This is a genomic window from Vampirovibrionales bacterium (assembly GCA_016712355.1).
Taxonomy (GTDB): Bacteria; Cyanobacteriota; Vampirovibrionia; order Vampirovibrionales; family Vampirovibrionaceae; genus JADJRF01.
This window is the reverse complement of the sequence record JADJRF010000005.1, coordinates 494,577-514,925: the sequence shown is the minus strand read 5'-3', so window position 1 is coordinate 514,925 and position 20,349 is coordinate 494,577. Positions and strand designations below refer to the sequence as shown.

The window sequence follows — 20,349 nt, the reverse complement described above, 5'->3', positions numbered from 1 at the left end:
AGAGGAGTTTTGATAATGATGGTACAAGGATTTTCTCGCTCCTTATTGAGCGCGGGTTGTTGCGTATTGTTATCGGCTGCGATTGCGGCCCCTGCCCTGGCATTTACCGATACGGCGTCTCACTGGGCGTCGCGCCCGATTGACCGCTTGAGTTCGCAAGGCGTTCTGGGCGGTTACCCGGATGGTTCTTTCCGTCCCCATGGCGGCATTACGCGCGCCGAATTCGCGGCTACCCTGGTAAAAGCCATGGGCCTGCCCGCCGGTTCGATGAACGGCGATGCGCCTTCTTTCCGCGATGTGCCGGCTTCCCACTGGGCGTATGGTTCTATTGAAGCCGTTCGCGCCAACGGACTCGTCAACGGCTATCCGGGCGGTGTGTTTATGCCTAACCGTAACATTAGCCGCGCCGAGTCGCTGGCCATTCTCGCGAACGCCGCGCGCCTGCCGATGACCCCCGCCGACGAAGCCGAGCGCGTGCTGCGCGCGTTCTCCGATAATAATCAGGTGCCCAACTGGGCGCGTCCGGCTGTGGCGTCTGCCATTAAGGCGGGTTTCCTCAGCCAGTTCCCCTACTCCAATCGCCTTTACCCGGAACAGGCGGCTTCTCGCGCCGAAGTGGCTGCGATGACCGACAGTTTCCGCGGTTCGCAACTGGCCCGTCAGAATCCGCAAGCCAGCCCTGCTAATTCGTCTGCGCCGCAGCAATCGGCCAATAATGGGACGAATGCGTCAAATGGCGCAAACGGCGCGACGTCGACCGCCTCGGGCGCAACGCTTCAGGGCCATATCGTCGTGGTTCCGCAAGGCAGCGAATTCACCGGCTCGGTTCAAACCCGTCTGACCTCTGAAACCGCGCGTGTCGGCGATCCCGTTACGCTGCGGCTCGATGGCCCGCTGATGGGACAAAACGGCGAAGTCGCCATTCCGCCCGGCAGCCAGATTAAAGGCACGGTGCGTCAGGTAGAAGCCGCCGGTCGCGCCGGTAAAAACGGCGCGCTGGATCTGGTCTTCGATCAGGCCGTGTTGCCGACCGGTCAAATGATTCCCCTGTATGCCCGCGTGTCGACGGAAGACGGCATGTTGCGCGGCGGCTCGACCAAAGGTCGCGTACTCAAAGCGGTCGGCAAGACGGCGGTTGGCGCCGGTCTGGGCGCGGCCCTCGGTACGGCGATGGGCCCCTTGTCCGGCGGTAAGGTCGGCAAAGGCGCCATCTACGGCACGGCCATTGGCGGCGGCTTGGGCGCAGCGACCGCTGTGGCTCAAAAAGGCGCAGAAGCGATTGTGGAGCCCGGCGAACAGCTGAAAATCAAGCTCCAGCAATCCGCAACGTTTACTCCCTAGTGATGGTCTAGGGTGTGAGAGCTTTTCTTTCAACCCGTTCGTACCATCTCTCCTAACCCTAACCCTTTTTAGGCCGGGCGCTAACTCCCCCGGCCTTTTTTTGTCTTGAATTCGGGGGCCATCGCCTGTGCGGGATCAGGCCGATTTGTCGGCGATCATGCCCGCATAGCGGACCATGCGCTGAGACAACCGCAGGAGTTCATCAATCGTCAGGCTGAGCATGACGCGCTGATTGCGGTCGTCTACCAGATCGGCCCGTCCGCTCTCGGGGTTATAGACGAAGCGATAAAGCACGCTGTTGTCCAACGAAAAATTCATGAGGCCGCGCAGCCTGGCGAAAAGCAGGACCTGCTCGCGCTCTTCTTCACTCAGGCCTTCTCCTTGCTCGTCCTCGTCCACGGAATACCGCGCCAGATCTTTGTGCGAGCCGATGGTTTCGTAGGCGCCGCGCTTTTTTTCAACGCGCGGCTTGTTGCGCGTCTCTCGGGCGGCTTCATGTGCGCCCAGCGAGGCGCTGAGCGGATCCGCATACGGATTGAGCATGGAAGGGCGGGCGACGCCATCAAAACTCATGAGCGATGAACCCCATTGCGGGCAAGGCTTGCAAAGGCGGCCAAACCCGTCGTATAAAAAATGCATTCACTGGTTTTACTATCGACAGGTTCCCGAAATTCTTGGATATTTCGGCGACCTTTTTCCCTTCTCTCTGGAGAACTTGATGCTTTCAGTGGATACGCCGCACGCCCTTCAGCTTTACCGCCTCGTGATTTCCCACCTCAGCGACGAGCCCGATGTGGCCATCGTCCAGAGCCGCCAGCCTGTTCCCGAAGAATGGCCGTTGATTCTGCAGGAAACCGCGACCTTGCGCGGACAGTTCCAGCATTTTCTGGTCAGCGACGGCAAGCGCGCCGTTCAGTGCGTCACGGCGGTCCCGGACCTGCAACGCAAGGTCATGAACATGGAAGCTGGCGCCATTATCCACCTGATCGGCGCGGAAGTGCGCTTCGATGACGCCACGCGCACCTATATTCTCGATGTTCAGGACACCTGCACGCTCAAGGAATTCGACACCCGCCTCAAGCAGCGCGAGCGCGAACAGGCCGAACGTCTGGCCTGGATGAAGGCTCAGGGCTATCTCGATGACGCCGCCGAACTGGGCGCGTCGTCCGCTTCTGCGCCTTCCTCCGTGAGTCTCTCGTCCTAAGCCGCGCCGGCATGACGTCTTCGCAGATGACTCCCGCCACTCAGGCGTTTTACTTCGGCACGTTCAACCCCGTTCATTGGGGGCATTTGCTGATTGCGCAAGCGGCGCTCAATCAGTTTGCGCTGGCGCGCGTCGTGTTTGTTCCCGCCGCCTGCTCGCCGTTTCGTCAGCAAGAGACCGATATGGCCAGCGGCGCTGACCGTCTTGCAATTCTGCGGCGCGCCATTGCGGATAATCCGGGCTTTGCGGTTGATTCGATCGAGATTGATCGTGACGGCGACGGGCCGTCGTATACCATCGACACGATTCGCGCGCTGCGCGCGCGCGATGCCTCTATTTTGACCTCAGATGGCCGACTGGCAGTCATCATTGGCAGCGATGCCCTTTCCCAGACGCCGCGCTGGCGGGATCCGCGCGCCTTAATGGCTGCTACGCTGTGGCTTCAGGCCCCTCGCCCCGAAACCCCGCCGGTTGAGGCTCTCGCATTCGAGGGGGAGCCTTTGCCGCTCGCCACGCGCCTGATTGACGCGCCCGCCAACGCATTGAGCGCCTCGCGCGTTCGCGCCGCGTTGCGCGCAGGCCAAAGCGCCCGCTACCTCACGCCTGACGCGGCCCTCGACCTCATCCACGAGCGTCGGCTATGGCAAAACCCTGAAAAACGCGCCTGAATTTATAAGGGGAAATCCTGTTCTAAGCTCGCGCTGGTCGCCACAGGTCATCTTGAGCAACCTCCCCAGAGGTTAGGAGAAACGGATTTTGTAATTCATAAACAGGCGGTGGTAAAAAGCGCCGAATCATGGGCCCAAAGAGATCGAGACGCGCTTGTCGACCCATTGATGGGGGAGTCGCTTTGGTAAATCTAATAAACTCCTTCGCTTCCTCGTGTGTTAAGACCAGCTGATGTGTGCCCCCTACTGAAGGAAGGCCCATTATTTTTATTCGTTCTGCGCCTATTTTTAGATCGACGCGGGGGCTTCTTTCTCTTGCGAGCATTCCCTGAACTTGGGCTGTATCCCCTTGCCAAGGCCTATCTTCTGCCGTCTGTAGAACTCTGACCCATGGCCCGTTAGGTTTTTGCTGAAAATACACCCCGCCAAACCGAGGCTGAACCGAAAGCGTCATACTCGCATCCTCCTGACTCGTCGCTGATGGCGAGCTTGCACGCCGCCAACACGCTTGCGCAACGCACGCCCCTGCGCTATCTCCGGCGCGCCATTGGCCGGAGCTCATCTCAAAGAGCGCGAATCACCCACCTACAATGCGAGGTAGCATATCACTGATCCATGCCAAATGGATAGGATTTCCCGGATTTGTTTACATGGGATATCGTCTGATATCGAAACGCCCGGCTATTCTTCCAGATTGATGCGCATCCAGCGCACCAGCGGCGCGATGTCGTTGGGGTTGTCGAAACCAAGTTGGGCGGCGAGCCAGGCGGGCGTGGGGCTTCCTTCGCGCCATAGACGCTGCAGGAACGCGCCGGCTTGCGGGTTCTGGTACCAGTCTTCGCCGCGAACATCGGGCGAGCCGAAGCGTCGGCAGAGCGTTTCGCGCAATTGCGCTTCGAGCGTCCAGGCGGTAAAGTAGTCGGCGACATAGAATCCCGCGTCCACATCGCGCGTCCAGCCTTCTGGCTCATAGCGAAATCCGGTTCCGCGCGTCAGGAGATCGGCATAGAGCGCATCGCGGCCGGCCAGCGGTAAATCGTTGGACGCATCGCCCGCAAACAGGACGAGTTCAAATTGAATCTTGCTGCTATAACGCCGCAGCATATACAAATCGTTCAGGGCTTGCCGTCGCACGGCTGTCAATGCCTGTTCGGGCGAGAGTCCGGCGGCATGATGCAGCCAGTGCCGGTTTAAAAACAGATTCTGAAACGCGTAGGCGTAGGTCTCGGTCACCGTGTTATTGCCCAGCAGCGCCATGGCGTAGCCCAGCGCGGGATTGGCGTAAGCAAAATGCAGCGCATGACCGGATTCGTGGAAAAACGCCGAATAATCGTCGAGACCGCCTTCCGGCTTGACGGACAGGTAAATTTCGCGCGCTACCCGCGCCGGATACACGTACGCCCGCGAGCGCTTGCCTTCGCGCTTGGCGATATCCAGCAGAATGACGCCTTCGGGCGTTTCGCCGCCGTCGCTTGCGCCGCCACGCTCCACGACGTCGGCCTCGTAGTGAGCGCGATCGGCAAAATCGACCGTCCGTGAGACGCGTGAAAAGGCCAGCCCCAGGCCGTCGAAGGTCGCAATCGCCAGCGGCGTCAAACGCGATTCAGGGAATTGGGCGTCAATGGCCTGAGTCTGCTCGGACTGTCCATGGAACACATACGCGATATCAGCGCGAACGGCCTGCGAAAACGGCTCGCCCACGCGGCTTTCGTAGAGCGCAGCGATGCGCGGGGCGTAAAGGTCCTCGGTCTGCGCAATGAGGTCTGCGCCCAAGGCCCCCAGCGCGGCCAGTTTGTGGCCGCTGGTGCGCGTGTAGAAGGCGATGAGATCGCCGTAGCCCAATGTGGCCAGTAGGCGATTGCCCGCATGAAACAACGCGACAAAGCGAGGCGCCAGCGTCTGACGGTGCGCGGCGCTCATGCGATCGTAAAGCGCGCGCCGTCTCGGGGCGTCCTCTATCTTCTTGAGCCACTCGCTGACGTCCTCATAGCGAAGCGATTCAATTTTTTCGTCGTTTTCGCGGGTGAGGTCGAGGTCTGCCACTTCGATGGACAGCGCGTTCTTGGCGTTTTCGTATGCGTCGCTCTGCTCGCTGAGCTGATTGCCGATGTAAAAATCCAGCGTGGCGAGAAACAACCGCTTGGCGCGTTCGTTGTCGGGGTCGGCGTCGTAGATGGCCTTGGCTTTGCGAAACGTCTCCTCGCGCGTGAGTTGCGGGTAACGTTCATAGATTTCCTTGGATTGATAGGTCTCGCTGAGCTTGGCGGTGGCGAACAGGTAATACGCGCGGGCGAATTCCAGGGTTGAGCGCTCAAAGTCCCCTTCGAGCGAATCGAGAAAAGCGGCGGAGTCAGCGGCTACAGGCATTGGATACGGCTCTCCTTGGCAACGAAAAAAGGCAACTTCAGGCGCGGGAATCCTCAGGTCACAAGTCGGCGCAGCGCCGACAGGCCCAGCTCGTAGCCCAGGGCCCCGAAGCCGAAAACAACGCCGCTGGCGTGCGGGCTGACGTAAGAATGGTGTCGAAAGGCCTCGCGCCGCGCGATATTCGATAAATGGACTTCCACAATCGGATGCGGGAAGGCTTCGAGCGCATCGCCCAGCGCGACGCTGGTATGGGTCAGGCCGCCCGGATTAATCAATAACCCGCGCCCCTCGTCCATCGCGGCGTGAATTGCGTCAATCAGCGCGCCTTCGTGGTTGCTTTGGACGATGCGCAGTTCCAGCCCCAGCGCGTCGGCCTCGCGCCTCAGCGACGCATTGATATCGTCCAGCGTCGTGGCGCCGTACACAGCGCGATCGCGTCGTCCCAACAGGTTAAGGTTGGGGCCGTGCAGGACGAGAATCAGCGGGCGGGCGGCGTCGGTCATGGGCGGGGCTCCGGGGGCGTGAATCTGACACAAAATCAAGCGGTATTGGCAGCGTATCGACCAGAAGAGGCGTTACCGGCGCCATGTCGCGCAGATGGCGGAGAGCGCGCCTGTGGCGGAGGTTTATTCGGGATTCATGCTCAAGAGAGCCTCGTCGGCTCTGGCGGCTTGGCTTTGACGCATCATTGCCTCGATAAAGCCATCCAGATCGCCGTCCATCACCCGTTGGGCGTCGCCTACTTCGTACTGGGTGCGGTGATCTTTGACCATTGTATACGGATGCAGCACATAAGAGCGGATCTGACTGCCGAAATCGATGCCCATGGCATGCCCGCGCAGGCGGGCCAGCTTGTCCTCATGCTCGGCGATGCGCAGGGCCAGGAGCTTGGAGAGCAACAGTTCCATGGCGATGTCGCGATTCTGAAGCTGGCTGCGCTCCTGCTGGCAGCGCACGACGATGCCGCTGGGCTTGTGCAGCAGTCTCACAGCGCTTTCCACCTTATTGACGTTCTGGCCGCCCGCGCCGCCGCTGCGCATGGTGTCCCACTCGACGTCTTCGGGCCGAACGACGATATCGGCCCTGGTCACGTCATTCAGGACGGGGCTGACTTCCACCGAGGCGAAACTGGTCTGACGCTTACCTGAGGCGTTAAATGGCGACATCCGCACGAGTCGATGCACGCCGCGCTCGGCGCTGGCGTAGCCGTAAGCGTATTTACCGCTCAGGCGAACCGTTGCGCCTTTAATGCCCGCCTCTTCGCCTTCTGAGGTATCAACGATCGTCGCGCGAAAGCCTTTGCTTTCCGCCCAGCGCAAGTACATGCGCAGTAGCATCTGGGCCCAGTCCTGGGCATCGGTCCCCCCTGCGCCAGCGCTGACGGTCAGGATCGCGTCGCAGGCGTCGTAATCGCCGCTGAGCAGATGCTGTAACTCCCATTGCGACACGGATTTCTCCAATGTCGTCAGGCCCGTTTCGATTTCGGGCAGCACGCTGGGGTCGTCGGCCTCTTCGCCCATCTCCAGCAGGACGGACAAATCGCTGTGTTGAGCATCCCAGTCCGCCAGACGCGAGACATTGGCCTTGAGGTCGGTTAGTTCCTGCATAACGGCTTGCGCCGCTTGCGGATCGTTCCAGAAGCCGTCTTCGAGGGTTTGACGCTCAAGGGCGTCAATGCGATCGCGTTGCGCCGGGCGGTCAAAGAAACCCCCTGGCCGCGTCCAATCGCGGCGCGAGCGATTCCAAACGTTTGGCGGCGTCGCCGAACACGGCGGGCCCTCCTGACAACAGTCTCAACAGATACCGATATTCTATCGCGAAAGGCTCGCGAACGCCGCGTCCAACTCCTGCGCTGACCTTGAAACATGTATATCCGTCTTATTTTACGACCTTAAGCGGGCTGAGTCTGTCCTGCATGAAAGCTTTAATTGCTCGTATTATGCTTTTAAATTCACGGAGAGAGAGCGCTTCTTCGCATGTACCTGAGTCGAAAGTGAGGCGACGATCCGGCACGCGGCTCTGGAACATCTGGCGACTTAAGTCAAACACATCGGCGATGACTACCATGGGGCTTTGACTGGTCGGCTTATCGAGTCGTATTTGGACCTGCCAGCGCCTATTTCTTAGGAGCGCCCCGCCTTCTGTTTCTACGGCTTCAGCCAATCGGGGATAAGTCACGGGATACTTGGATTTATCCGTGTCGCGCAGTTCAATTATGCCAAATCGAGGGGTGAGGGCTGGTGAGGGGATCATCTTTAAAGTGTCTCCAATTTTTAGAAATGAATATAGGGGAGAACTTTCGCGATTGACGAGACCGAAATTAGAAAGCTTAAGCCGCTTAGATAGATTTGGTCGCGAAAGGCGGTCCCTGTAGGGTCTGCGCGTCAGGCTGGTTCTGACGTCGGATTTCGATTTCCATGGGCGGGGCGCTTTTCAGCAGGGGCGAGAGCTTCTGTAAAACAGCGTCGGGCGTAATGCTGGAAAGCGTTCCACATTGCTGGAGAATCGCTGCGATAAGCGTCTTCCACCCAGGAGACGGATCGTGGGCCGGCCCGGCATGATTGCTTTTCAATATCAGGCTAAACGCCGGCTGGCGTTTTTCCCCTGCAAACGCCATAGTCTGCGTCAGGCGAAACCAGGGATCCTGCTCAGAGGGCTCGCTTACTTGTACGTGGTTGGCTGAAAACCGGATGCGCATGACCTGTACTCCAGAAATTTGGCAGGAAGAAAACTGCCGCAGCGGCGGACGCCATCAACAAGTCGCCTCAAGCGCGAAAATTGTCCCCCGATCCCTGCGATGCCCCTGCAACCATGAACCCCCTGTTTGTGCGCCGCGCTGGAAGCGCTATACTGGGGGGCGGCGCTACCCGCTTGCCATGATTCCGCGCAATCAGGATCCGATCCAATGGAGATTACTGCTGAAATTGTCGCCCATGTGGCCAATCTCGCCCGCCTTGAACTGACCGAGGCTGAAGCTCAGAAAATGCAGGCCGAGCTGTCGGGCATTATCCATTTCATCGAGCAGCTCGACGAGATGGACGTCAGCGGCGTCAATGCCGAGCTGGATTTCGGCTACGCGCCGACGCTGCGAGACGATACGGCGCAAAAGCGCTTTGAGCGCGAGACGCTGCTTGCCAACGCGCCCGAGGCCGAAGACGGCGCCTTTCGCGTGCCGCAAATTCTGGATGCGAGCGCAACAGGGGAATAACGATCGATGTCATCCACCAAGTACATTTTTATCACCGGCGGCGTTGTCAGCTCCCTGGGTAAAGGCATTGTCGGCGCCTCGCTGGGGCGGCTGCTGCGCGCACGGGGCTACAGCGTTTCCATTCAGAAATTTGATCCTTACATCAACGTCGATCCCGGCACGATGAGCCCTTTTCAGCACGGCGAAGTCTACGTCACCGACGACGGCGCCGAAACCGATCTCGATCTGGGACACTACGAGCGCTTTATCGACACCAGTCTGAGCCGTATTAACAACGTCACCTCGGGCAGCATCTATCTCAACGTCATCAACAAGGAACGGCGCGGCGATTACCTCGGCGCGACGGTGCAAACCATTCCCCATATTACCGATGAGATTAAAAACCGCATTCGCGAGGCGGCCACCTCGCTGAGCCCGGACTTTTTGATTTGTGAAATCGGCGGTACGGTCGGCGATATCGAGGGCCTGCCCTTTCTGGAAGCCATCCGCCAGTTTCGCTACGACGTGGGCTTTCGCAACACCGTCTGCATCCACGTCACGCTGATTCCTTATCTCAAAACCTCAGGCGAAATTAAGACCAAGCCGTCCCAGCACAGCGTCAACACCCTGCGCAGCATCGGGATTCAGCCTGATGTGCTGGTGTGCCGCACAGAACAGCCTCTGGGCAAGGGCGAACGGCTTAAGCTGGCGCAGTTTACCAACGTCGATCCGGAAGCCGTCATCGAAAATCGCGACCTGCAAACCATCTACGAAGTGCCGCTGGTGCTGGAGGCCGAAGGCCTGGCCCGTCAGGTGCTGACGCATCTGGGCATGGACGTGCGCGAGCCGGCGCTGGATGAATGGCGCGCCATGGTGGACGCGATCAAGCATCCCGAGCGGGTGGTGCGGGTGGCCCTGGCCGGCAAGTATACTGGCCTGAGCGACGCCTATCTCTCCGTTCTGGAAGCCTTGCGTCACGCTGCTGCCAGCGAACGCGCAGCGGTAGAAATCAAGTGGGTCAATAGCGAAGACTGCGAAACCGACGACGCGACCCGTCGCCTGCTACAGGATGTTGACGCCGTGGTGGTCCCCGGCGGATTCGGTTCGCGCGGTATTGAGGGCAAGATCAACGTCATTCGCTATGCGCGCGAGAATAATATCCCATTTTTGGGTCTATGTCTTGGCATGCAATGCGCGGTAATTGAATTCTCTCGAAACGTCGCCAATCTCAGCCATGCCCATAGTTCGGAATTCTCGCCCGATGAGCAGGAAATCGTCATCGATATCATGGATGACCAGCAGGGCTTGAAAGATAAGGGCGGCACGATGCGTCTGGGCCAGTATCCGTGCCATCTGCTGAAAAACTCCAAGGTCGCCCAGGCCTATCAGGCAGATGTGGCCATGGAGCGGCACCGCCATCGTTACGAGGTGAACAACGGCTATCGCGATATTCTGGCGCAGGCGGGTATGGTGTTCTGCGGCACGTCGCCGGATCGCACGCTGGTGGAAATGATTGAGCTGCCCTCGCATCCGTGGTTTGTGGCGTCTCAGTTCCATCCCGAGTTTAAGTCGCGTCCTAACCGCCCGCACCCGCTGTTTAAAGGCCTGATTGAAACGGCGCTGCGCCTGCGAAGCGAAGCGATTGGGCAAGCGCCAGCATCAGACACAACGCCCCCAAAGCCTTCGTCCCAGTCGCCGTCGGCTGATACGCTCGCTGCGCTGGGCTAATGCGCTTGCTGCGTCGTCACGCGCGTCGGCGTCTGCTGGGTTCTGCGGCGGCCATGCTGCTGATAGGGGCCGGGTTTTGCGCGTCTGCTCGCGCCGCAGGCGTCATTCAAATGGAAAACAACCTGCTGTTGCACGCCGATCGCGGCAAGCAGATGCTGACGTTCGAGCGTTGGGAAGAAGCCGCCGCTGAATTCAGGCTGGCCTTGCAACTCAACCCGTATTCGCCGATGGCGCCGGCGCTTTATCATAACCTGAGCGTTGCCTACCGCCGGATGCGTTCATTTTCGCTGGCGATTGCTTCCGCGCAGCGCGCGATCCTGTTGACGCCGATGTTTGAGCAGTATTATCGCGGTCTGATCGACGCGTATCAGGCCGCCGGCTTTCTGACGCTGGCGCAGGAGAAGCTGCGGCGGATTGTCGCCGTCAATGACCGCGACGCCGAGGCGTGGTATTTACTGGGTCTGGCCTGTCAGCGCAACGGCCGCCCCGATCAGGCCAAAGAAGCCTTTTCGCGCTTTGTCGCCCTGGCCCCCCACAGCCGACTGGCGGAAGCGCTGCGTGCAGGCGCTATCACGCCGCCCGGACGCTAGGCGTCTTTTCCAGAGCTTAGGATACCTTAAACCCTGCCTTTTGGCGGCGGGCTTGTTCGTTTTGAAGCTCGTCGTAGACGTAAGAGGGCGTCACCAGACGGCTGAGCGCGCTCTGGTAATGCACGGCTTCGCCGTGGAAATCGGTGCCGCCGGTGACGATCAGGCCGTATTGCTCGGCCAGCGAGCAGAGATACTCAATCGTCGCCGGTCGATGGCTGCGATGATACGCCTCCAGCCCCGCCAGACCGCAATCCATGAGTTCGACGGTCAGCGCATCCAGCCCCTGCAAGTCGCCGGGGTGCGCCACCACGGCAATGCCGCCCGCCTCGCTGATGGCCTCGACGGCTTCGTGCGGCGACGCCGTTTGCCGCGGGACGTAGGTCGGGCTGCGGCGATTGAGATAGCGCTGAAAAGCCTCGCTAATGGTCGGCGCAATACCTGCCGCCGTCAGCGCCTTGGCCAAATGCGGGCGCCCCAGGCAGCCTTGCGGGGAGGCCATTCCCAAGACATCCTCAAACGCCAGCGCAGATCCGGTTTGCGCGCGGATTCGATCCGTCATCCGCTCGATTTGCGTCAGTCGCGCCAGCCGGTGCCGCTCCAGCAGGGCCAGCAAGGGCGCGTGCGTCGGGTCCAGATAATAGCCCAGCACGTGGACTTCGCAATCGCCCTCTTGCCAGACGGTGTTAATTTCAATGCCCGGAATCAGTGTCAGGGACGCGCCTTCGGCCGCCGCGCGCGCCGGGGCCAGCGACGCCATGGTGTCGTGATCCGTAATGGCCATCGCCTCCAGTCCAAAGGCGATCGCTTCGCGGATAATCTCTTCCGCCGAAGAGGTTCCGTCGGAAAGGGTGGTATGCAGGTGAAGATCAATCATGCATGGCAAACGCGCGCATTCAGGGGGGACGAACACTCCCCATTGTAGCATTGGCGCGCCCCAGTCGCTAGCGACGGTTACCCACAAACGCGCAGAAAAAAAGACGACAACGGGTCGTGTCGTCCTGAGAAGAGAAGTAAGAGAAGATGTGAATTAGTCTGGTTTTCTATACCACAAACCTGCTCGCTCCGCAAGAAAAACCGGCTCGCCACAAGGGCGACGTCTGGCCCTATCGCAGGCGGCGACCGTCGCGCGGGTCGAACAGAAGCAAGCGATCGGTTTCTACCCAGAGGGTCAGCGGTTGATCGGCCGTCACGCAGGCGTCCGCCTCCAGACTGGCAACGCCCAGCGCCTCGGGCCGGTCAGCGAGCCGAAAATGAACTTGCTGACGAGCGCCCAGACGTTCAATAAGCTCAGGAATAACGCTCAGCGCCTGCCGCGCGCCATCTGACGAGGGGCGATCCTCGCACTGTTCTGGCCGAAAGCCTATTGTGACAGGGCCGTTTGGCAGCGTCATAAGACGGTCTGGCACGCGCAGTCGGGCCCCTGGCGATAGCGCGACCTCGCCTTCGGTGAGCTCGCCGTCAAAAAAGTTCATTTGCCCGATAAAACCCGCCACAAAGCGATTGGCAGGATCCTGATAGACCGCCATCGGCGCGCCTTCCTGCTGAATCACGCCTTCATTGAGGACCACGACGCGATCGCCCATGGTCATTGCTTCCACCTGATCGTGGGTAACGTACAGGGTAGTGGCTTCGAGCCGGCGGTGCAGGCGGATAATCTCGCTGCGCATGGACGCGCGCAGCTTGGCGTCGAGATTCGACAGCGGCTCATCCATTAAAAACACTTTTGGATCGCGCACAATAGCCCGGCCCAAAGCCACGCGTTGCCGTTGCCCGCCTGAAAGCGCGCGGGGCTTGCGTTGCAGCAGGCTTTCGAGATCCAGAATCCGGGCGGCTTCGCGAACCCGGCGATCGCGTTCAGCGCGCGGCGTTTTGCGCATTTTGAGGCCGAAAGCCATGTTGTCGTAAACGCTCATGTGCGGATAGAGGGCGTAATTCTGGAAGACCATGGCGATATCGCGGTCTTTGGGGGCCACGTCGTTGACGATGCGCTCGCCAATGCGGATGGTTCCGGCGGTGAGCTCTTCAAGCCCGGCGATTAACCGCAGGGCGGTGGTTTTGCCGCATCCGCTGGGTCCGACGAGCGCCACGAATTCGCGATCGCCCACCTGCAAGTCGATATCGCGCACGATAACGGCGTCATCAAACGCCTTGCGCACTTTCTCCAGAATCACTTGAGCCATGGCCGCTATTATCCCACAGCCGCGCGCGGGGGGAAGAGAAAGCCATTCGGGTCAGATCGCCAACGCGATTTGCTGGCCGTCCTCTTCTGTTGATAATCCTAATTTCGGAATCTTGAGTTTCTTTGAGATCGCGCTCACGTCTGCGGGGGCGCATTTTTTTAAAAGCCCTTGGGCTTCGGCTATGGTTCTAATCTCTATAAATTCTTTTAAGGGGGCAAAATAAACCCGTGTGGGTTTGCTTTGCCTGGCGAGTTCGAAAATATTGCCAATCGAGCCGGCGCTTTTACCATCCCATAGTACGAGCCCGTAATCGGCTATTCCTGCCATCGCTATATCTTTTTGAACGTAGAAATCCCGCCCCTTCAAATGGGAGGCGACCTCAACTCGCACGATTTCCCATCCGCCCAAATTATTCCGACAATGAGGGCCTGCGCAATAAACGGTCACGAGTTTGTAGCCCTCTTCCTTGAAGAAGGCTTGAAACGCTTTATCAGCACCGTTTGCGTCTCCTACAACGATACGGAGACGCTGCGCCGTTATGTTCTGAAGCCGTTGGCGTATCAACGGGTTAAGACGCGTAATGTGTCGGGATCCTGAGACAAAGACGGTTGTCATGGGCCCTATCTCCGCGTTTTTGTCATCGTGAGGGCAAAAACCCGATGAACGTTTGTATGTGCCTTTAAAAGGCTTGTCGCTACCGATAAAGTGCTCCCGGTTTGATACAAATCGTCCAGTAATAACGCTTTTTGTCCAGAAAAATCAAAGTCTCCCGCTAATTGTATGCTCTCCAGCAGGCATTTCTGTCTTTCGGCCGGGTCTTCAATGTCCTTTATTTGGGAATGCCCGCTATTGATTAACGCCTTCGTTACGGGTCGTTGACAGCGTCTTCCCAATTCTTGCGCGATTTCTTCGACCGCTTGGAAAGGCCGGGTTCTGGTGGCAGGACACGGAATAATCACGTTGACCGTATCCAGTCCGCCAATTCCGCGGATGAGCAGCTCCACAATTTCTCGCGCCACTTCGCGTCTGCCCTTATATTTTAACTGGTAAACCAGTTCCCCCATCGGCGTTCTTTGGGTTTCAAACATGTCGTGGCCATATTCATTTAGCCCTAAGTGAGCGCTGTTCACTGTATGAACATCGTAAGCGAAGCCTTTGTCCCATAAGCCTTCTAACGTAACGACCACATGATGCCTCCCACGGCTTACAAACCTGTATCATACTGCGCAAAGATGCCTCAATTGTAATGGCGGGCGATTTTGCGCAGGGCGCGGCGGGCGCGATCGGCGATGGCGCGTTCGGGGCGTTCGCGAGCTGCTTGCAACGCGACCATCGCCGCCGGATCGTTGACGCCGATTTCGCCCAACGCCCACGCGCAAAGCGCCACGACTTCCAGATTCGTCTCGCGTTGCACGGCGCTGGCCAATGCCGTAATCGCAGGCTCGTAAGAAATTTCGCCTAACTTCCAGGCTGCAATACAGCGCGCGTCATCTGCCGCGTCGCTTTCCAGCAGGGCGAGCAGCGCAGGACCCGCCTGAGCGCCAAATCGCCCCAAGGCTTCCGCCGCCGTGTGAAAGACCAGATGATCCGCATCGCCCAACGCCCGAATCAACGCGGGCGCGGTTTCCACCCGGCCCAGCGCCCCGAGCGCCCGCGCCGCGTAATGCCGCACCGTCGGATGCGGATCACCGAGCGCTTCGCCCAGCAATCGCCCGAATTCTTCGCCCAGCGCGCTGTCGCGCCCCAGCGTGCCCAGCGTCAGCGCCGCGCCGCTACGAACATCGGGATGATCGTCCGCGTCTTGCAAAATTGCTGTCAAGGTGTCGGCCGTAGGGCGCGAAAAGCCGTCTGACAGCAATTGCCACAGGGCGTCCAGTCGGGTTTGGGGCGTGGCGGATTTTTCCTTTAGAATATCAAGAGCGTGAGCATGCATCGGGCGTTGGCCTTGTGTTGCGCAACCTGTTTTCAGTTTAACGGATTAAACAATGAAAAAACAGCCCATGGCCGCTTTTGGCGACCTCTGGCGCGCGGCGATCGCCCTGACGCTCGTTTTTACCGCCCTGTTGCTTTGCATCCAGGGCGCACGCGCGCAGGACTTGCCGGTGCTGCGCCTGCGTGAATTCGATGCGGCGCAGTTTTCTCAGATAGAAGCCTCTCTCAAGGCCATGGGAAAGCCGTATTTTGTCATCGATGAAGATCAAATCGAAGGCCTTGGCGGCGGCGAGCCCGCGCCTTTGCTCGCCCCGCTGACCCCGGCTCTGTATCCACGCACGCTGGAAGCGCTGCTTAAGCGCGTGGCCGACGGCGGATCGCTGATTCTCATTGCCCCAACCTCGTATCCCGCGAAAAACGCCTTGTCGTTTCTGGCGCAACTAGGTTTTGCGCTCGACGGCGCCGCGATGGCCCCAGAACCCCTGTCTTTCCGCTGGATAATGCCGGTGAGCGAGCTGTCTGCTCAGACGCCTACGCTCAGCGAGTGGGGCCAAATCCCGGCCGGGACTTCGTTGCTGCAACTGGCCCCGCAAAGCGGCGAGCTGCGGATTGCCGCGCGCTGGAGCAATGGTCTGCCCGCGATTGCCACTCATGGGCGGGTGACTCTGCTCAACTGGCCGTGGGCCAAGTCGCTTGCGCCGCGCCAAAACGCTGCGATTCTGGCGCATCAGTTGGCGTTGCCCGCTACGCGCGCGCCTCAGGACAAATTGGCGTCCTCTGCGCCCGCCCCGCCACTGGCGATTGAAGTCGCATCAGCCCCGACCGTTGCTCCTCAGGCCTCGACGACCGTTTACGACGCCTCGCCGGTGTTGCTCGCCGCGAATCGTCCGCCCGCGTCCAAGTCCCCGGCCCCTAAAGCCGCTGTGAAAATTGCTCCGAAGTCTTCGCGAGCGCCCGCCTCCGGCAAGCATTCTTCCACGAAAGCCGGCGCAGCTAAAAAAGCCAGCGCAGCGGTTAAATCTCCTGCTTCTTCTCATGTAAAGCTTGTGCCAACGTCTTTGGCGCGTCCCGCTTCTTCCTCTTCTTCTGTGGCGTCGCCTGCTTCCTCTCCTGCGACGTCTTCTCCCGCATCTGCGGGGGGCGCGTCCGGGTCGCCTGCCGCTGTGTCAGCTCCGGCGGCGCAGGTTCCTTCCGCGCCAGCGCCTGCTGTAGGGAAAGCGGCCATGAAGTCTGCCAGCGACGACATGTTGCTGAATGATCAGGCAATGCTGGGCGCTCCAGGCGCGACGGGAGCCGAGGGCGCGCCTTCATCGGCTGTGCCGGCGTCCGCGCCGCCTCTGGAAAACGTTCGTAACGCGCGGTTGGCGCGTAAATGGGCGGACGTCGCCAATAGCCGAAAATGGCTCGATGATGCGCTGGAATCGTCGCTGGCAATGGATTTGGACTTGCCCGTGCGCCAGATTCAGGCGCAGATGGTCCAGGCGCGTTATCACGAGACGGCAGCCGCCTGGGCGGCGCGGCGCCAAGACCTGCCGCGTCAGGAATCCGAACTGGATCAGGCGCGTCGGCTGAACGCCCTGTCCCGCGTTATGGCCATGCCTTCTGCCCGCGTTGAGGCCCGCGCTATCTGGCTCGATCGCGGCATGATTGTGGAGACCCGTGGCCCGCAAGGCTTGCGGAAACTCATTGGCAAGCTGGCCGATGCGGGCATTAACGTGGTGTATCTGGAAACCTTTAACGCTGGTTACCCGCTGTATCCCAGCCAGATCCTGCCTCAGAATCCGCTGATCGAGAACTGGGATCCCCTCGCCGTGGCGCTGGAAGAAGCCCATAAACGCGGGATGGAGCTGCATGCGTGGGTCTGGTGCTTTGCGGTCGGCAATACGCGGCACAACGCGCTCATCGGCAAATCGCCCCAATATGCCGGCCCTGTGCTGGAAGAATCCGGCTTGATGGGTGAAACCCTTCGCATGGCCAACGGCTCGAATCTCCCGCCGCGCCAGACCGAATACTGGCTGAGTCCGGCCAGTCGCCGGGGCCGGGATTTCCTGCTGTCGGTCTATAAAGAGATTGTCACGCGCTACGCCGTCGACGGCGTGCAGTTGGATTACGTGCGCTATCCTTTTCAGCGCGTCTGGGAGCAGGCGGGCTACGAAGACGCCAGCCGCGTGCGCTTTGCCCAGGAGTCGGGCGTGTCGATTGATCGCCTCAATGACGCCTCGCTCAAGGCCTTCATCGCGTGGAAAACCCATCAGGTCAGCGCCTTTGTGGAAGAAGTCTCCCAGACGCTGCGCGCCATCCGTCCGGCTGTGAAACTTTCGGCGGCGGTCTTCCCGATGACTCGCCCCGAGCGGATTCTGGCGATTCAACAAGATTGGGAAACCTGGATCAACAACGGCTGGATCGACGCGCTGAATCCCATGATTTACACGTCTTCGCGCCGCCTGTTTGAGGACGCCGCAGCGCGCATCCTCAACGACGCGCGGCAAAAAGCCTTTGTGTATCCGGGCGTGGCCATTTTTCGGCTGGACGCCGACGAAATGCTGGGACATCTGGAGGCCATCCGCGAGCAGGGCGGCATGGGCAGCACGCTGTTTGCCTGTGCCCAACTGGACGCCGCCAAGCAGGAAGCCCTGCGTTTGGGGCCCTATAAGAGCCGCGACGCGATTCCCCCGCACCGAAACGCCTTGGGCGCCCTCAATGCCGAGATTTCTGGATTCTCGCGCTATTTCTCGCGCCTGCAAAACCCCTTGGTGGCCGCCTCGCTGTCGCCTGCGCAGGCCGATGGTCTGAATCAGACGCTGGCGACCCTCAGCGCTCTGGGCGAGCGGTTCGCCGGGACCGCGCCCGCGACGGGAGATCCCAGCCGCGCCGCTTACGCCCGCTCGCTGGAAACCCTTAACGAAGGCGTGCGTCGCTGGCAAACGCTGGAAGGGGCTAAACGACCCTATCGACTCGCGCTGTTTGAGGATATTCTCACGCGCATTAACGCGCTGAGCGCGCATCTGTCGCTGAATATTTCTCAAGCGGCGTCTCAGCCTGCCTCTCAGGACAGGGCGCAGGACGCTGCGCTGGCGCCGATTCAGCTTGCCCGGCCTTAGGACGGCGCTTGCGCGGCCACGGCTTTTAAAGCCATGAGCTGATCGCGAAAGGCGGCTGCCCGCTCGAATTCCAGCATCCGGGCGGCTTCTCGCATCTGATGCGTCAACTGCTCGATCAGATCCGGCAGGCGATCGCGGGCGACGGCTTGAGCTTCCTGCTTCAGCCGCTCGGCGGAGCGGGCTTCTTCGCGCTCGGCGGCCCCGGCCCCCATCAACGTCAGCAGATCGTTGGTGATGTCTTTCTGGATGGTGGTCGGCGTGATGCCGTGCGTCTCGTTATGGGCGATCTGGCGATCGCGCCGCCGCTGGGTCTCATCCAGCGCGCGTTGCATGCTGTCGGTGATGCGATCGGCGAACAACAGCACCTCGCCGCCGACGTTGCGCGCGGCGCGGCCAATGGTCTGAATCAGGCTGGATTCCGAGCGCAGGAAGCCTTCTTTGTCAGCGTCCATAATGGCGACCAGCGAGACTTCTGGCAGATCGAGGCCTTCGCGCAGCAGGTTAACGCCGATCAGGGCGTCGAAATTCCCCAGCCGCAGGTCCCGCAGGATTTCAATGCGCTCAATCGGCTTGATATCGCTGTGCAGGTAGCGTACGCGCACGTTCAGGGCCTCGAAATACTCGCAGAGGTCTTCCGCCATCCGCTTGGTGAGCGTGGTAATCAGCGCCCGCTCGTCACGCGCGGCCCGCGCCAGAATCTCCTCATGCAAGGCGTCGACCTGATGAGCCGTGGGCAGGATGCGCACCTGCGGATCGACCAGCCCCGTGGGGCGGATAATCTGCTCGGCGACTTGCGTAGAAGCTCCCAGCTCATAAGGCGACGGCGTCGCGGAGACAAAAACCCGCTGACCGATGCGCTCGCCGAACTCGTCGAAGGTCAGGGGCCGATTGTCACGGGCGCAGGGCAGGCGAAAGCCGTAATCGATAAGAGTATCCTTGCGCGAGCGGTCGCCGTGGGCCATACCGCGCAGTTGCGGCAGCGTCACGTGCGACTCGTCGATAAACAGCAGGAAGTCGTCAGGGAAATAATCCACCAGCGTGCGCGGCGGGCTGCCGGGCGGGCGGCGTTCAAAGATGCGGCTGTAATTCTCGATGCCAGGGCAATAGCCCAACTGACGGATGCTTTCGAGATCGCGCCGGGTGCGCTGCATCAGGCGTTGGGCTTCGACGAGTTTGCCCAGCTCGTGCAGCGCCCGCAGACGGTCGTCGAGTTCGCGTTCGATGGCGGCGCAGGCGTCCTGCACGTCTTCGCTGTTGGCGACGTAGTGCATGGCAGGATAAATCACGACTTCCGACGGCTCTTCGAGCGTCTGGCCGCTCACCACGTCCACCACCCGCAGGCGTTCGACCTCATCGCCGAACAGTTCGACGCGAATCAGGCGCTCTTCGTAAACGGGTTGGACCTCAATCACATCGCCGCGTACGCGGAACCGCGCCCGGCCGATTTCCAGATCGTTGCGCTCGTACTGGTTGCGCACCAGCGTCTTGAGAATCTCCTCGCGCTCGATGGTCTGCCCGACCGCCAGACGTAAGGCGGCGTTAAAATAGTTTTCTGGCAAGCCCAGGCCGTAGATACAACTGACGCTCGCCACCACAATCGTGTCACGGCGCTCAAAAAGGCTGCGCGTAGCCGAGTGGCGAAGACGGTCAATTTCGTCGTTGATGCTCGCGCTCTTCTCAATATACGTGTCGGTGCGCGGGATGTAGGCTTCCGGCTGGTAGTAATCGTAGTAGCTGATGAAGTATTCCACCGCATTACGGGGAAAGAACTGCTTCATCTCGTTATAGAGCTGGGCGGCGAGCGTCTTGTTATGAGACATAATCAGCGCCGGGCGATTCAGTTGGGCGATGACGCTTGCCATGGTGAACGTCTTGCCGGATCCCGTGACGCCTAGGAGCGTCTGGGCTTCGTGACCCAGCTCAATGCCTTCGATCAGCCGCGCAATCGCCTGAGGCTGATCGCCCGCTGGCGGAAATTCACTGACCAGTTGAAACGGCGCGTCTCGCATCTGCCTATCATGCCCTGAATGCGCCTGCGGTTTCAATCGAAT

General features: G+C 60.2%; 19 protein-coding genes. 7 read left to right on the top strand and 12 right to left on the bottom strand.

What is annotated here, in order from left to right:
- Positions 1-15: 15 nt before the first annotated feature.
- The gene (locus tag IPK79_03815) at positions 16-1,341 is read left to right on the top strand and encodes an S-layer homology domain-containing protein (protein MBK8189556.1); all 1,326 of its coding nucleotides are present in this window, start codon (positions 16-18) and stop codon (positions 1,339-1,341) included.
- Positions 1,342-1,476: 135 nt separating this feature from the next.
- Here IPK79_03815 and IPK79_03810 read toward each other — a convergent pair whose 3' ends face one another.
- Positions 1,477-1,914, bottom strand: a complete 438-nt coding sequence (locus IPK79_03810; protein ID MBK8189555.1) for a hypothetical protein — start codon at positions 1,912-1,914, stop codon at positions 1,477-1,479.
- Positions 1,915-2,059: 145 nt separating this feature from the next.
- Here IPK79_03810 and IPK79_03805 point away from each other — a divergent pair, with 145 nt between their 5' ends.
- Positions 2,060-2,545: a hypothetical protein gene (locus IPK79_03805; protein MBK8189554.1), complete on the top strand. Its 486-nt coding sequence runs from the start codon at positions 2,060-2,062 to the stop codon at positions 2,543-2,545.
- An 11-nt stretch (positions 2,546-2,556) separates the two neighbouring features.
- Positions 2,557-3,213 carry a nicotinate (nicotinamide) nucleotide adenylyltransferase gene (gene nadD, locus IPK79_03800; protein MBK8189553.1) on the top strand — a complete coding sequence of 219 codons (657 nt, stop codon included), beginning with the start codon at positions 2,557-2,559 and terminating at the stop codon, positions 3,211-3,213.
- Positions 3,214-3,894: 681 nt separating this feature from the next.
- Here nadD and IPK79_03795 read toward each other — a convergent pair.
- The 5 genes from IPK79_03795 to IPK79_03775 form a co-directional block, all read right to left on the bottom strand.
- Positions 3,895-5,580, bottom strand: coding sequence for a hypothetical protein (locus IPK79_03795; protein ID MBK8189552.1), 1,686 nt, complete (start codon positions 5,578-5,580; stop codon positions 3,895-3,897).
- Between the two features lie 53 nt (positions 5,581-5,633).
- Positions 5,634-6,083, bottom strand: coding sequence for a type II 3-dehydroquinate dehydratase (aroQ, locus tag IPK79_03790; protein MBK8189551.1), 450 nt, complete (start codon positions 6,081-6,083; stop codon positions 5,634-5,636).
- 123 nt (positions 6,084-6,206) lie between these two features.
- On the bottom strand, positions 6,207-7,256 hold the full coding sequence (prfB, locus tag IPK79_03785; protein ID MBK8189550.1) for a peptide chain release factor 2: 1,050 nt from the start codon (positions 7,254-7,256) through the stop codon (positions 6,207-6,209).
- Positions 7,257-7,458: 202 nt separating this feature from the next.
- Positions 7,459-7,833 carry a hypothetical protein gene (locus IPK79_03780; protein MBK8189549.1) on the bottom strand — a complete coding sequence of 125 codons (375 nt, stop codon included), beginning with the start codon at positions 7,831-7,833 and terminating at the stop codon, positions 7,459-7,461.
- Between the two features lie 85 nt (positions 7,834-7,918).
- Entirely contained in the window at positions 7,919-8,278 is a 360-nt protein-coding gene (locus IPK79_03775; protein MBK8189548.1) for a hypothetical protein, read from the bottom strand.
- Between the two features lie 207 nt (positions 8,279-8,485).
- On the opposite strand from IPK79_03775, the gene gatC reads away from it, so the two are divergent.
- From gatC to IPK79_03760, 3 genes are read left to right on the top strand one after another with little or no spacing between them, the layout of a single operon-like run.
- Positions 8,486-8,788 (top strand): Asp-tRNA(Asn)/Glu-tRNA(Gln) amidotransferase subunit GatC, encoded by a 303-nt coding sequence (gene gatC / locus IPK79_03770; GenBank protein ID MBK8189547.1) that lies wholly within the window; start codon positions 8,486-8,488, stop codon positions 8,786-8,788.
- A 6-nt stretch (positions 8,789-8,794) separates the two neighbouring features.
- Entirely contained in the window at positions 8,795-10,495 is a 1,701-nt protein-coding gene (locus tag IPK79_03765; protein ID MBK8189546.1) for a CTP synthase, read from the top strand.
- Complete coding sequence (locus tag IPK79_03760; GenBank protein ID MBK8189545.1) at positions 10,495-11,085, top strand: tetratricopeptide repeat protein; 591 nt, start codon at positions 10,495-10,497, stop codon at positions 11,083-11,085. Before IPK79_03765 ends, IPK79_03760 begins: the two co-directional genes overlap by 1 nt.
- Before the next feature lie 16 nt (positions 11,086-11,101).
- On the opposite strand, the gene IPK79_03755 is transcribed toward IPK79_03760, so the two are convergent.
- From IPK79_03755 to IPK79_03735, 5 genes are all read right to left on the bottom strand, one after another.
- Complete coding sequence (locus tag IPK79_03755) at positions 11,102-11,959, bottom strand: PHP domain-containing protein (GenBank protein ID MBK8189544.1); 858 nt, start codon at positions 11,957-11,959, stop codon at positions 11,102-11,104.
- Positions 11,960-12,188: 229 nt separating this feature from the next.
- The gene (gene ugpC / locus IPK79_03750) at positions 12,189-13,265 is read right to left on the bottom strand and encodes a sn-glycerol-3-phosphate ABC transporter ATP-binding protein UgpC (protein ID MBK8189543.1); all 1,077 of its coding nucleotides are present in this window, start codon (positions 13,263-13,265) and stop codon (positions 12,189-12,191) included.
- Positions 13,266-13,316: 51 nt separating this feature from the next.
- Positions 13,317-13,880, bottom strand: coding sequence for a hypothetical protein (locus IPK79_03745; GenBank protein ID MBK8189542.1), 564 nt, complete (start codon positions 13,878-13,880; stop codon positions 13,317-13,319).
- Positions 13,881-13,885: 5 nt separating this feature from the next.
- Positions 13,886-14,452 (bottom strand): ComF family protein, encoded by a 567-nt coding sequence (locus IPK79_03740; GenBank protein ID MBK8189541.1) that lies wholly within the window; start codon positions 14,450-14,452, stop codon positions 13,886-13,888.
- Between the two features lie 50 nt (positions 14,453-14,502).
- Positions 14,503-15,198, bottom strand: a complete 696-nt coding sequence (locus tag IPK79_03735) for a HEAT repeat domain-containing protein (protein MBK8189540.1) — start codon at positions 15,196-15,198, stop codon at positions 14,503-14,505.
- A gap of 52 nt (positions 15,199-15,250) precedes the next feature.
- On the opposite strand from IPK79_03735, the gene IPK79_03730 reads away from it, so the two are divergent.
- Positions 15,251-18,298 (top strand): family 10 glycosylhydrolase, encoded by a 3,048-nt coding sequence (locus IPK79_03730; GenBank protein ID MBK8189539.1) that lies wholly within the window; start codon positions 15,251-15,253, stop codon positions 18,296-18,298.
- Here the strand turns inward: IPK79_03730 and uvrB are convergent.
- A complete protein-coding gene (gene uvrB, locus IPK79_03725; GenBank protein ID MBK8189538.1) occupies positions 18,295-20,307 on the bottom strand; it encodes an excinuclease ABC subunit UvrB in 2,013 nt (670 codons plus the stop codon). The two genes, IPK79_03730 and uvrB, sit on opposite strands and share 4 nt — an antisense overlap.
- Positions 20,308-20,349 lie beyond the last annotated feature (42 nt).